11 protein-coding genes are annotated in these 12,303 nt (G+C 62.1%); 3 read left to right on the forward strand and 8 right to left on the reverse strand.

The features are described 5' to 3' along the window. Positions 1–10 precede the first annotated feature (10 nt). Both GGR20_RS10700 and GGR20_RS10705 read right to left on the reverse strand, forming a co-directional pair. Positions 11–2,002, reverse strand: coding sequence for a BCCT family transporter (locus GGR20_RS10700; RefSeq protein ID WP_183311258.1), 1,992 nt, complete (start codon positions 2,000–2,002; stop codon positions 11–13). 105 nt (positions 2,003–2,107) lie between these two features. Continuing rightward, the gene (locus tag GGR20_RS10705; protein WP_183311259.1) at positions 2,108–2,338 is read right to left on the reverse strand and encodes a putative antibiotic biosynthesis monooxygenase; all 231 of its coding nucleotides are present in this window, start codon (positions 2,336–2,338) and stop codon (positions 2,108–2,110) included. Between the two features lie 98 nt (positions 2,339–2,436). Here GGR20_RS10705 and GGR20_RS10710 point away from each other — a divergent pair, with 98 nt between their 5' ends. Beyond that, positions 2,437–3,063, forward strand: a complete 627-nt coding sequence (locus GGR20_RS10710) for a TetR/AcrR family transcriptional regulator (RefSeq protein WP_183311260.1) — start codon at positions 2,437–2,439, stop codon at positions 3,061–3,063. A gap of 86 nt (positions 3,064–3,149) precedes the next feature. Here the strand turns inward: GGR20_RS10710 and GGR20_RS10715 are convergent, their stop codons facing one another. Continuing rightward, on the reverse strand, positions 3,150–4,043 hold the full coding sequence (locus GGR20_RS10715) for a peptidylprolyl isomerase (protein ID WP_183311261.1): 894 nt from the start codon (positions 4,041–4,043) through the stop codon (positions 3,150–3,152). A gap of 418 nt (positions 4,044–4,461) precedes the next feature. Between GGR20_RS10715 and secA the strand changes: the two genes are divergently transcribed. Further along, positions 4,462–7,170 (forward strand): preprotein translocase subunit SecA, encoded by a 2,709-nt coding sequence (gene secA / locus GGR20_RS10720; protein WP_183311262.1) that lies wholly within the window; start codon positions 4,462–4,464, stop codon positions 7,168–7,170. 140 nt (positions 7,171–7,310) lie between these two features. Here secA and GGR20_RS10725 read toward each other — a convergent pair whose 3' ends face one another. The 5 genes from GGR20_RS10725 to GGR20_RS19100 form a co-directional block, all read right to left on the reverse strand. Next, positions 7,311–7,982, reverse strand: coding sequence for a hypothetical protein (locus tag GGR20_RS10725; RefSeq protein WP_183311263.1), 672 nt, complete (start codon positions 7,980–7,982; stop codon positions 7,311–7,313). 92 nt (positions 7,983–8,074) lie between these two features. Next, positions 8,075–9,094, reverse strand: coding sequence for a L,D-transpeptidase family protein (locus GGR20_RS19240; RefSeq protein WP_183311264.1), 1,020 nt, complete (start codon positions 9,092–9,094; stop codon positions 8,075–8,077). A 219-nt stretch (positions 9,095–9,313) separates the two neighbouring features. Further along, entirely contained in the window at positions 9,314–10,267 is a 954-nt protein-coding gene (locus GGR20_RS10735; RefSeq protein ID WP_183311265.1) for an acetyl-CoA carboxylase carboxyltransferase subunit alpha, read from the reverse strand. A gap of 159 nt (positions 10,268–10,426) precedes the next feature. After that, positions 10,427–11,335, reverse strand: coding sequence for a site-specific tyrosine recombinase XerD (locus GGR20_RS10740; protein WP_183311266.1), 909 nt, complete (start codon positions 11,333–11,335; stop codon positions 10,427–10,429). Then, positions 11,332–11,547, reverse strand: a complete 216-nt coding sequence (locus GGR20_RS19100; protein WP_338084723.1) for a histidine kinase — start codon at positions 11,545–11,547, stop codon at positions 11,332–11,334. The genes GGR20_RS10740 and GGR20_RS19100 overlap by 4 nt, the downstream gene beginning before the upstream one ends. Before the next feature lie 168 nt (positions 11,548–11,715). Here GGR20_RS19100 and GGR20_RS10750 point away from each other — a divergent pair, with 168 nt between their 5' ends. Next, entirely contained in the window at positions 11,716–12,303 is a 588-nt protein-coding gene (locus GGR20_RS10750; RefSeq protein WP_183311267.1) for a shikimate kinase, read from the forward strand.

Below are 12,303 nucleotides of genomic sequence, written 5' to 3' on the forward strand. Positions count from 1 at the left end.
AGGGCCTCGGTCACGTCCCGCTGGGGTGCTCCGGCGCCGCATGCAGGATTTGCGACTCCGTCGAGTGGGTCAGGTGCAGATAGCGTTCGAACTGCACCAGAACGTCGGCGATGATCTGGTCGCGATGCATGCCCATGATGTCGTAGCCCTTCCCACCGCTGGAGAAATAGGTGCGGGCCTCGTAGCGCAGATCGGGCTTGCCGCCACTGAGGGGGGCGAGGATCGGCATGGGCTGACTGGCCAGGCTCACGCCATAGACGAAGTCGCGCATGCCTTCTGCTGGCGCGCGCAGGGCAATAGCGCCGCCGTCTTCGTCCACAACTTCGGCGGGGCGCCCCCCTTGGGTCAGTTCACTGGCAACCTGGGTGAGGGCTGGACGCACTTCCTTTTCGAGGAACTGCTCGACTTCGCGCTGGCCCGGCGCCCGCAGCATCAAGCCCAGACGTCGTTGCCAGGTGACCCCGGAGGCGGGCTGGGCCGGTGCGAAGGCGGTCACCGCGTGGGCGTCCTGCTGGGCGAGGTCGGCGCGCATGCCGACGAACAGGGCCCAGACCAGGGCCAGCATGACAAAGGTGAAGGGCAGGGCACTGGCAATGGTTGCCGATTGCAGGGCCCCCAACCCCCCGGCCAGCAAGAGGCTGGCGGCGACCACACCCTCCATGACGCACCAGAAGACGCGCTGGCCGGTGGTGGTGGCGGTTTCGCCGCCTGCCGCGATGGAATCGACCACCAGGGATCCGGAGTCCGAGGAGGTGATGAAGAAGATCGCCACCAGGAGAATGGCCAGGGTCGAGGTGATCGCCGGGAAGGGCAGATAGGTGAAGAACTGGAACAGGCCCACCGACACGTCATTGGCTATGGCGTTGCCCAGTTCACCGGCGGCTATACCGGTATCGATGAAGATGCCGGTATTGCCGAACACGGTCATCCAGAAGAAGGTGAAGCCGGCCGGGATGAACAGCACAGCGGTGACGAATTCGCGCACGGTGCGGCCACGCGAGATGCGGGCAATGAACATGCCGACAAAGGGCGACCAGGAAATCCACCAGGCCCAGTAAAACAGGGTCCAGCCATCAACCCATGGGGTGGGTTCATAAGCGTAGATATTGAAGGTGCGCAGCACCAGGGTATCGAGATAGAGGCCCAAATTCTGCACGAAATCGCGGAACAGATCGGCGGTCGGACCGACAAAGAGCACGAAGAACATCAGCAAGATCGCGACGACCAGATTGGTCTCGGAGAGAATGCGCACGCCCTTGTCCAGCCCGGTTACGACCGAAACGGTAGCGAGCGCGGTGATCACGGCGATCAGCGGCAATTGCACCATGGGGCCGATCGGGACGCCGAGCAGATAATTGAGCCCTGCATTGATCTGGCTGACGCCAAGGCCCAGCGAAGTGGCGATGCCGAACATGGTGCCGACAATGGCGAAAATGTCGACGGCATGGCCGATGGGGCCGTTGATGCGCTCCTTGAGCAGCGGATAAAGGCCGGAGCGGATGGTCAGCGGCAGATTGTAGCGATAGCCGAAATAGGCCAGCGACAGGCCGACTACGGCATAGATGCCCCAGGCATGAATGCCCCAGTGGAAGAAGGTGACACTCATGGCTTCGCGCATCGCCTCGATGGTGCGCGGCTCGGCGGTTGGCGGGGCCATGAAATGGGTCATGGGTTCGCCCACCGCATAGAACATCAGGCCGATGCCCATGCCCGCGGCAAAGAGCATGGCGATCCATGAGGTGAACTTGAAATCGGGGGTGGAATCGTCCGGGCCAAGCTTGAGACGCCCATAGCGGCCCAGGCTGAACAGGAGGACAGCCACCAGGAAAATGCCGACCGAAAGCAGATAGAGCCAGCCGAAGCTGGTGAGGATCCATGATTGCAGAGCGCTGAAGAACGAACCGGCGCTGGCGGGAAAGATCACGCCAACGGCCAGGAACACAGCGATGATGAGTACCGAGCCGAAAAAGACCGGCGGATTGATGACAAAGCTCTTGAACATGGCGCCCCCCTTTGACCCTTAAGGAGGAGTAAATCACAAAAGCTCAATAAGTTCCAAGGCGTGGGCGGCAGAGATGCCAGGCCGCCGTCGCCAGAGCTGTGGGGGTCAGGCCGTTGCTGCCTTGCGTCCTGCAATGAAGGTGGAAAAGCGCTTGTTGATAAAGGGCACGACAAGCAAGACGATGGTGGCCGACATCATTGGGACCAGGACGAGGCTGCGCTGCCAGATGTCCCAGCCATTGGTGAGGGGCATCAGCACGTAGAGATAGAGGGTCACCACTGGATAAACGGCCAGGGTCATCAACAGGGTGAGGCGGAGACGGGCAGGGAGGGACATGGGAGCTCCAATCGAAACGCTACGTTTCGTTATATATCGAAACGAGCCGTTTCGTTCAAGTCTTTTCTCATTGCCTGTTTTGCGCCATAGAGAAAGCCATGAACAATGAACTGGACATCAACGTGGACCATGAGGAGACCGCCAGGCGGTCGATCGGCGCGCGGCGCAATCCGGCCAGCCAGGAAGCAATCCTGGACGCGGCCGAGGCGCTGCTGCGCGAAAACGGCATTGCCGGCTTTTCCATCGAGGCGGTGGCGCGGCGCGCGCGGGCCGGCAAGCCGACCATTTATCGCTGGTGGCCGCATCGCACGGCGCTGATGCTGGATGTCTACAAGCGGTTCAAGAATGCCAAGAGCTTTCCCGATACCGGAACGCTGCGCGGGGATCTTGTCAGCTTTCTCGAAAACCACCTGCTGGGCTTCTGGCAGGGGAGCCTGTGCGGCACGGTCTATCGGGCCGTGGTGGCCGAAGCCCAGACTGACAAGGACGCCGCCGAGCTGCTGCAGGCCTATCAGGCCGAGAGAAAGCTCCATTCAGCGCGCATTGTCGAGCGGGCAAAGGCGCGGGGCGAAGTGCCCGAAGAAACCGACGCCGAACTGATGATCGACCTGGTGGTGTCCTTCGCCTGGCATCATCTGCTGCTAGGGCAATTGGATGAAGCCATGAACCGGGTGCCGCAGGTGGTCAATATGATTTTGAAGGGCGTGCCGGGCTATCGGGGGTAGGCCGGAGCCGGGCCGCGTCCTTGCCGCAGGCACAACAAAAAGCCCGGCACGTTGGCCGGGCTTTTCCGTGTTGTGAATGGCCGAAGTTATTGGCTCGCGGCAGCGTTCTCTTCCGCTTCCTGGGCGTCGAACTTGGCCTTGAGATCGGCATCCTCGATGGTGACTTCGACGCCAGCCATCAGTTCCTCAACCTGTTCGGAGAAGGTGCGCATCAGGAGCTGGTTCTGGATCTGCGGAGCCACCTGCTCGAAAGCCGGCGGGGCCGACTGACGCTTTTCGTCAAGCCGGATGATGTGCCAGCCGAACTGGGACTGTACGGGCGCGGAAACGGCACCTTCTTCGAGCGCAAAGGCAGCCTCCTCGAAAGGCTGCACCATCATGCCGCGACCGAAAAAGCCCAGATCGCCGCCATTGGCCGCGCCGGGATCGATTGAGTGCTCGCGGGCCAGGGCGGCAAAATCGGCGCCGCCGTCGAGTTCGGTCTTGAGGCTGTTGGCCTCCTCTTCGCTCTCGACCAGGATGTGGCTGGCGCGGACCTCATCGACCGGCTCGAACTGTTCGACGAAGGCGTCATATTCGGCCTGGATCGCCTCGTCGGTCACGGAAGCGGCAATGGCCTCGGCGAAATAGGCCCGGCGGAGGGCGCGTTCCTCAAGATAGTCACGGCGCTGAGCGAAGATCTCGGTCTGGTCCATGCCGGCATCGCGGGCGGCGGCGGACATCACTTTCATGTCGATCAGAACGCGCACAAGGAAAGCGCGGCGCTCTTCGGGCGGCATTTGCGAGAGTTCCTGGGCCATATCCTCGGCGGCAAAGCCCAGATCGCCCTCGGTGATGGTCTCATCGCCAACGGTGGCGACAACGGCGGTGGGATCGACGGGTGCAGCGGCGTCCTGCGCCAGGGCGCAAAGGGCCGGGGCGGCAGTCAGAAGGACGGCGAGGCTGGCGGCACGCAGCAGGCGCTGGGGGGTAAAGGACATGGGAATCTCGTGTCTCCTTGGCGGGCCTGCAAGGGGCATGGCCAGCATGGTCAGAATTTTCGGCTTCCCGCTCGCATGGCAAGGGGGCCAAAATGTGCCGGACGGGGCCGCGATCACCCAAGTGTCATCGGGCGCGCTTGTCGCCGCCTGGCCGCACGGGTGCCGAAGGTGTGGCCCATTTCCGATACGTTGACAAGCCTGACCCCCACTCTTACATCTCAGCCGCTTTTCATTGAGCATGGGACCGCCACAAGCGCCCGAAAAGCGAGGCTGGGACCATGCGCTTAATCCGCAAGAGGGAACCGAGAAGGGTTCCCCAAGTTGTGACGAGGCGAAACGGGGCCCGCTAGCGCCCGCATTTATTGCAGGCCGCCCGCTCCACCAGCCCCGCCGCTCACAAACAAAGGACCTTAAAACAATGGCACTTGCTGCGCTTGCCCGGAAATTCTTCGGGACGACCTCAGACAGGCAGGTCAAGCGGTACCAGGGGAAGGTCGCGGCGATCAACGCGCTGGAACCGGAGTTGGCCAAGCTCAGCGACGATGAGCTCAAGGCGCGTACAGCCGAGTTCAAGGCACAGCTCGAACAGGGCGTCAAGCTCGACGATTTGATCGTGCCCGCCTTTGCCACGGTGCGCGAGGCCAGCAAGCGCGTGCTGGGCATGCGGCATTTCGATGTGCAGCTGATCGGCGGCATGGTGATGAATGACCGCTCCATCGCCGAAATGCGCACCGGTGAAGGCAAGACGCTGGTGGCGACGCTGCCGATGTATCTCAATGCGCTGACCGGCAAGGGCGCGCATCTGGTGACGGTCAATGACTATCTGGTGCGGCGCGACGCGCAGTGGATGGGCCAGATCTACAATTTCCTCGGTCTGTCCTATGGCGTGATCGTGCATGGGCTGACCGATGCCGAGCGCAAGGCTGCCTATGCCGCCGACATCACCTATGGCACCAATAACGAGCTCGGCTTCGACTATCTGCGCGACAATATGAAGTATACGCGCGCCCAGATGGTGCAGCGCGGCCATGAGTTCGCCATTGTCGACGAAGTGGATTCGATCCTAGTCGATGAGGCGCGCACGCCGCTGATCATTTCGGGCCCGTCCGAAGATCGTTCCGAATTGTACGTGAAGATCGACAAGCTGATCGAGGTGATCGGCGAGGGCGATTATGAACTGGACGAGAAGCATCGCGCCGCGACCTTTACCGATCAGGGCGTGGAAAAGCTCGAGGCGGCGCTGCGCGAGGCAGAGCTGCTGCGCGGCGAATCCATGTATGATGTGGAGAACGTGGCCCTGGTGCACCATGCCAATTCGGCCCTGCGCGCCCACAAGCTGTTCCGCAAGGACAAGGACTATATCGTCCGCCAGACGCCGGAAGGCGGCGAAGTGGTGATCATTGACGAGTTTTCCGGCCGCATGATGCCGGGCCGCCGCTATTCGGAAGGCCTGCACCAGGCGCTCGAGGCCAAGGAACAGGTCAAGATCCAGGCTGAGAACCAGACACTGGCCTCCATCACCTTCCAGAACTATTTCCGCCTCTATAAGAAGCTGGCCGGCATGACCGGTACGGCGGCGACCGAGGCCGAAGAATTTGCCGATATCTACAGCCTGGGCGTCACCACGGTGCCGACCAATGTGCCGATCCAGCGGATCGATGAGGACGACGCGATCTATCGCACGGCTGAAGAAAAATTCGAGGCTATCGCCGAACTGATCAAGGAATGCCAGGACCGTGGCCAGCCCGTGCTGGTGGGCACCACCTCGATCGAAAAGAGCGAGATGCTGGCGGAAATCCTGCGCAAGAAGAATGTGGGGCAGATGAACGTGCTCAATGCCCGTCATCACGAGCAGGAGGCCTATATCGTCGCCGATGCGGGCCTGCCGGGCGCCATCACCATTGCCACCAATATGGCTGGTCGCGGAACCGACATTCAGCTTGGCGGCAATCTCGAAATGCGCATCCAGCGTGAGGCGAGTGAACTCGAAGGCGAAGCGCGCGAGAAAAAGATCGAGCAGATCAAAGCCAAGATCGCCGAGGACAAGGCCAAGGCACTGGCCGCCGGCGGGTTGATGGTGATCGGAACCGAGCGGCATGAAAGCCGCCGCATCGACAACCAGCTGCGTGGCCGTTCGGGCCGCCAGGGCGATCCGGGGCACTCGAAATTCTTCCTCAGCCTGCAGGACGATCTGATGCGGATCTTCCCGGTGGATTCGATGGATTCCATGCTGGGCAAGCTGGGGCTCGAACAGGGCGAGAGCATCACTCACCCCTGGGTCACCAAGGCCATCGAACGGGCTCAGGGCAAGGTCGAGGCGCGCAATTTCGACATCCGCAAGAACATCCTGAAATACGACGACGTGATGAACGATCAGCGCAAGGTGATCTTTGAACAGCGTCTCGAATTCATGGATGCCGAGGACGTCAGCGAGACCATCACCGAGATGCGCCACGATGTGGTGGAGAACATCTCAGCCAAGGCGATGCCGCCGCGCTCCTATCCCGAACAGTGGAACACCGAGCAGCTCGCCGCCGCCGCAAAGACCTATCTCAATATCGAAATTCCCGCAGCCGAATGGGCAGCCGAGGAAGGCATCGATGCCGAGGTCATGGAACAGCGCATTCGCGAAGCGGCCGATGCGCATATCGCTGCCAAGACCGAAAAATATTCGCCCTCGGTCATGCGGCAGGTGGAAAAGTCGATCCTGCTGCAGTCGGTTGACGGGCTCTGGCGCGAGCATCTGGTGATGCTCGACCACCTGTCCAAGGTGGTGGGTTGGCGCGGCATCGCCCAGCGCGATCCGCTCAACGAATACAAGCAGGAAGCCTATGAGCTGTTCCAGGCCCTGCTGGGTAATCTGCGCGAACTGGTGACCACCCAGATCAGCCATGTCGAATTGCAGATCCGCCAGCCGGAAACGCCGCAGGCGCCCGATCCGGCCAAGCTGACCCAGACCCATATCGATCCGCTGACCGGCGAGAACGATGCGGGCGGGGAAGCTGCTGCAAGTCGCAACGACTTGCCGCCGGTCGATCCCAAGCTGCTGGTGGGCGTGTCGCGCAATGCGCCTTGCCCCTGTGGTTCGGGCAAGAAGTTCAAGCATTGCCACGGCGCCTTCGCCTGAGGGGAATGCAACGGATGCAACAAAGGGCGGTCTTCGGGCCGCCCTTTTCGCTTTTCCTCCCCGCGACTTGGCTTGGGCAGGGAACTTTTGAGCCACTAGCAGAACATGGCCGGTCAGCATCACCGGTCGGTTGAGGCGCTTCAGCAGCTCACGCGGATTTCAGCGTAGCCGGTGACGCCCTCATCGCCGCCCGAGGTGACGGCAATCATGCAGGGGCTGCCGGGCAGGGGCATGGAACCGCCCGAGGGAACCGAGGTGCCATCGGCCAGGGTGATATAACCATTGTCGACAACGCTGACATCGATCGTTCCGGGTTGATCGCAGACGGCATAGGCGTCGCCTGAGGCCACCAGAAGGCGCATGCCGACCGGCAGGCAATCTTCCTGATTGCTGCTGGTGGGGTTCGCTGCCGGGGTGGCGGAGGCCGTGGTGGGTACCGGCACGCTGGCGCTGGCCAAGCTGTCTTCAAGCTCGGTTAGCCGGTCTTGCAGTGATGCGAGGCTGCCGTTTTCTGCGCCGTTGCGCGTGTAGAGATCAAGGCTCACGCGCAGTTCGGCTATTTGGGTGGAGAGGCGCAGGATGTCCTGCCGGCTCTGGGTGTAAATCCAGCCGGAAAAGGCAAAGGCGGCAATGCCGAACAGCACGGCGCCAAAAGCCAGCAGGCCCGGCAGGCGCGGGGCATGGCCGCGCGCGGCGGGCTCCCGGACGCGCTTGTGCCGGGTGGACGATCTTTCCCGCGCGACGGGGCGCACTTCATCGATGGCCACGGCCTGGGGGGCACTGCCAGCTTTGGCGTTGTCCGGCTGATCCATCAGGGTCTTCCATGCATTGCCGGCCCGCAGTCGGCCTCAACTGGGGCAGAACTTTGACCGCCTGATGATCCTGACCGGACAGGTCCCGCCAATCAAGGGCGCTGGGTGGTCGCGGTCGGCATGCCGGTGGTTGCTTGGGCGCCGGCTTGAGCGTCGGGGGCGCCGAACAGTCCGCCGATATTTTCGCCAATGCCGGAGAAGAAACCATTCACGGCCTCACCCCTGGCCTTGAGCGCTGCTTCTTCGGCTGCCTTTCGTTCGGCCGCGAGCCGGGCCGCTTCCGCCTTGGCGGCCAGATCGGCCTCGTCGGCCTTGAGCTTGGCGGTGAGGGCAGGAGTCTGCACCGAAGGGGGGCAGGGGCCGGCGGCATCGAGCGGGCCGGTCGCGGTCGGATTGAAGATATATTGCTTCTCGCAGACGTCCCAGACTGGTGGGGTTTTGGTCAGCTCGAAATAATCATGGCCTTCCTTGATGTCCTTCCAGAAGTCCATATGCGGGCTGGTGGCGTGCTTGGCCATGTTTGCCGTGGTCATGCGGAAGGGAAAGATCTGGAGCTGGAAGCTGGAATTGCCGCCCTTGAAGGTTTCGCGGGCCAGCGCGTAAATCTCGGCAATACCCGCATCGGTCATGGCGTAGCAACCGCGCGATGAGCAATCGCCATGCACCATCAAGTCCGAGCCGGTGCGGCCATGGGCGCGATCAAACTTGTTGGGAAAGCCCGTGTTGAAGGCGAGATAATAGCTTGAGCGCGGATTCATCAGGCCGGGGGTGATGGTATAGAAGCCTTCCGGGCTCTGGCGGTCGCCTTCCTTGAATTTGGGGCCGAGATCGCCCGAATAGGCGCAGATCTCATAGGTCTTGAAGAGATTGTAGGTGCCCGAGCTGGTCTTCTTCCAGACCTCGAGCACGGATTCTTCCTTGAACATGCGCACCACCATGCCCTCGTTGGGGGTGGAGCCCATATTGCGCAGACCCTGCACCACACTGCCGGGCAGCGGCACGTTGTGCCGGTTGTCACCGCCCTTAACGAAATTGGAGCATGCGGCGAGGCCCAGGCCCAGCCACAACAGAATGATGATAGCGCCGAGGCGGTGAAAGAAGGTGGCAGTCAAGGAGATCCAGCCCGTCACAAGAACAGCCCGCAACCGGGCCAATGGTTAGTGCACTATGACCTGTTGCGGTGAACGAAGCCTTTATCATGGGCGGGTGGAGTGCGGAAGCAGGACGCGATCACGCGAATTTGTGCATAACCGCGACCATGGTGCGAGGTCTGCAGCTCGTCGCCGGATCGCTCAAGCAGTCCGTTGCCTGGGCGCCAAAGCCTCTGCAGATTACAGGTTGGTCCCGATGGCGAGGAATTTTTCGCGGCGGTGTTCGCGGGTTTCCAGGCGCGATTTGCCGACGAAATCCTTGAGGAAGGCGGCCAGGGCGGCGCGGGTCGAATCCATGATGGCGCCGTGGTGGCGATGGGCGCCGCCGGCCGGCTCGGGGATGATGGAATCGATGACGCCAAAGCCGAGCAGGTCCTGGGCGGTAATCTTCTGGGCGGTGGCCATGTCCTGCGCCTTGGCGGCGTCGCGGAACAGGATCGAGGCGCCGGCCTCGGGCGAGATCACCGAATAGATGGCGTTTTCCAGCATCAGCACGCGATTGGCGGTGGCAATGGCGATCGCCCCGCCCGAGCCGCCTTCGCCAATGACAATGGCGATATTGGGCACGCCCAGTTCGAGACTTTTTTCGGTGGAGCGGGCAATGGCCTCGGCCTGACCGCGTTCCTCGGCACCGATGCCGGGATAGGCGCCGGAGGTATCGACAAAGGAAATCACCGGAACCGAGAAGCGGTCCGCCATGTCCATGATGCGGACAGCCTTGCGGTAGCCTTCGGGATTGGCCATGCCGAAATTGTGCTTGAGACGGGTTTCGGTGGAATTGCCCTTTTCCTGGCCAAGAATGGCCACCGGCGTGCCGTTGAAGCGACCGAAGCCGGCCTGCAGCGCAGCGTCCTCGCCAAATTTGCGGTCACCGGCCAGCGGTGTCCATTCGGTGATCAGCGAGCGCACATAGTCGGAAAAATGCGGGCGCTGCGGGTGACGCGCCACCTGGGTCTTCTGCCAAGGGGTCAACTTGCGATAGATCTCGACCAGCGCCTCGTCAGCGCGGGCGGAAAGCCGGTTCACTTCTTCGTCGATCGATACGGCCTGATCGCTCTGGGCCATCGACTTCAATTCGGCGATCTTGGCTTCGAGATCGGCGACCGGTTTTTCAAAATCGAGATAAGACTGCATCCCACCGCCCAAAAGGGTCATTGTTCTGGCACGAGGCTCGTTTGCGACCCATGCATCATGGCCCGCTGCTCTTGCGCTTTAAAGTGGCCGGAAAGTGGCGACGGAGCAATGCCGAGTCAAGCTCTGGGCGCGAAATGGTTGGGATTTGGTGAGCAGAAATCAGCCACGGGCCAGCGGATGGTGGCTTTCCACGAGATTGCGCAGTTTCTCGTCCAGCACATGAGTGTAGATCTGGGTTGTGGAAATATCGGCATGGCCGAGCAGCATTTGCACCACACGCAGATCGGCGCCGCCGGCCAGCAAATGACTGGCAAAGGCGTGGCGCAGCACATGTGGAGCCACTCGGGCGGTGGAAATGCCGGCGCGGGCGGCCAGGCCCTTGAGGTCACGGGCAAAGACCTGGCGGGTAAGATGGCCGTTCTCGCCCTTGGCAGGAAAAAGAAAGGGGCCGGGCTCAAGCGTGCCGATCCAGTGGCGTACGGCATCTCGGGCGCGGTCGTTCATGGGCACCACGCGGTCCTTGTTGCCCTTGCCGGTGACGGTGATGAAGGCGGCGTCACGCATCACGGCGGCGCGCTTCAGGCTGACGAGTTCGGAGACGCGCAGGCCCGTGGCATAGAGCATTTCGAGCAGCACGTAGAGGCGCTGAGCCGCAATCTGTTTTTGCGGGCTGGCGGGGGTGTTGGCTTCGGCTTCGGCCAGGGTCAGCAGCCGGTCGACCTCGGCCAGGGACAGCACCTTGGGCAAGGCGCGGCGCGATTTTGGGCTGGCGACGATGCGGGTGGGATCGTCGCTGCGGATTCCGTCGGCACAAAGAAACCTGTGGAATTGGCGTATTGCGGAGAGGCGGCGGGCGCTGGAAGAGGCCGAAAGCCCTTCGGTTTTCAGATCATCGAGCCAGGCAGCGACGGTGTCGCGCGTGGCGCTCAGCAGGGTCTGGTTCTGCGCTGAAACGAAAGCGGCGTAATGGGTGAGGTCACGCCGATAGGCTTCGATGGTGTTGGCTGCCGCGCCGCGCTCGGCGCTCATCATCTCAAGGAAACTGCCGATCAGGTGTCCGCCGCTCATTGGCCGGTGCTGGGTTCAGAGGTTACATTGGGCTGGGGCAGATTGCCGCCGGGGCGGTTGGTCTCGCTTTCGCCCAGCAATTCACGGGTCGGAATGCGCTGACTGACTTCCTTGGGCGTGGGTTCGACAAAGGCCACCAGGGCGAACATGCCTGCAAAGGCCAGGCCGCCCAGGAAGATCAGAGTGATGAGAAGGCGGATCAGGGAAGGCATGAGGGTCCTTACGTGCCGGAACAGCGTAAAAGACTATGAGCAAAAGGTTGCGGTTGTCTTGTTTTTCCAGTTTCGCCGAACAGGGCCTGGTGATCAACAGGGGCCCGGTATGCTTGACAGGTCGGGCAGGGACCGATTGATAGCGGCGGTGATCGGAGGGCGCGGCAGTTGAGCAGAACGGATGGCAGTGGACGGCAGAGCCGGGCCCGGGCATTGGCCAGCCGGCTGAACGGCCGCCCGCTGGTGCTGGTGGGTATGATGGGGGCTGGCAAGACCACTGTGGGCCGGCGCATTGCCAATCGCCTGGGCCGCCAGTTCATCGATAGCGACGAGGAAATCGAACGCGCCGCGCAAATGAGCATTCCCGAAATCTTCGAGCAGCGTGGCGAGGACGAGTTTCGCGCCGGGGAAATGCGGGTGATTGCCCGGCTGCTCAGGGAAAAGGATATCGTGCTGGCCACGGGCGGCGGGGCGTTCGTCAATCCCGACACCAGAGCGCTGGTGAAATCCGGTGCCGTTTCAGTCTGGCTCAAGGCCGATCTCGATCTGCTGTTCGAGCGGGTTTCGCGCCGCGCCAACCGGCCTTTGCTCAAGACGGCGGACCCCAGGGGGACGCTCGAAAAACTGATTGAAGATCGCTATCCGATCTATGCCGAGGCCGATCTGACCGTGGTCAGCCGCGATGTGCCACAGGACAATGTTGCGGGGGACGTCATTGTTGCCCTGCTCAACCATTTCAAGAAAGAGCAAGCTTAG

It is taken from the genome of Devosia subaequoris (genome assembly GCF_014197055.1).
Taxonomy (GTDB): domain Bacteria; phylum Pseudomonadota; class Alphaproteobacteria; order Rhizobiales; family Devosiaceae; genus Devosia; species Devosia subaequoris.

What these genes read in the sequence shown, in the direction of transcription:
- GGR20_RS10700 (WP_183311258.1), bottom strand. Translation starts at nt 2,002, where the DNA reads ATGTTCAAGAGCTTTGTCATCAATCCGCCGGTCTTTTTCGGCTCGGTA.
- GGR20_RS10705 (WP_183311259.1), bottom strand. Translation starts at nt 2,338, where the DNA reads ATGTCCCTCCCTGCCCGTCTCCGCCTCACCCTGTTGATGACCCTGGCC.
- GGR20_RS10710 (WP_183311260.1), top strand. Translation starts at nt 2,437, where the DNA reads ATGAACAATGAACTGGACATCAACGTGGACCATGAGGAGACCGCCAGG.
- GGR20_RS10715 (WP_183311261.1), bottom strand. Translation starts at nt 4,043, where the DNA reads ATGTCCTTTACCCCCCAGCGCCTGCTGCGTGCCGCCAGCCTCGCCGTC.
- secA (WP_183311262.1), top strand. Translation starts at nt 4,462, where the DNA reads ATGGCACTTGCTGCGCTTGCCCGGAAATTCTTCGGGACGACCTCAGAC.
- GGR20_RS10725 (WP_183311263.1), bottom strand. Translation starts at nt 7,982, where the DNA reads ATGGATCAGCCGGACAACGCCAAAGCTGGCAGTGCCCCCCAGGCCGTG.
- GGR20_RS10735 (WP_183311265.1), bottom strand. Translation starts at nt 10,267, where the DNA reads ATGCAGTCTTATCTCGATTTTGAAAAACCGGTCGCCGATCTCGAAGCC.
- GGR20_RS10740 (WP_183311266.1), bottom strand. Translation starts at nt 11,335, where the DNA reads ATGAGCGGCGGACACCTGATCGGCAGTTTCCTTGAGATGATGAGCGCC.
- GGR20_RS19100 (WP_338084723.1), bottom strand. Translation starts at nt 11,547, where the DNA reads ATGCCTTCCCTGATCCGCCTTCTCATCACTCTGATCTTCCTGGGCGGC.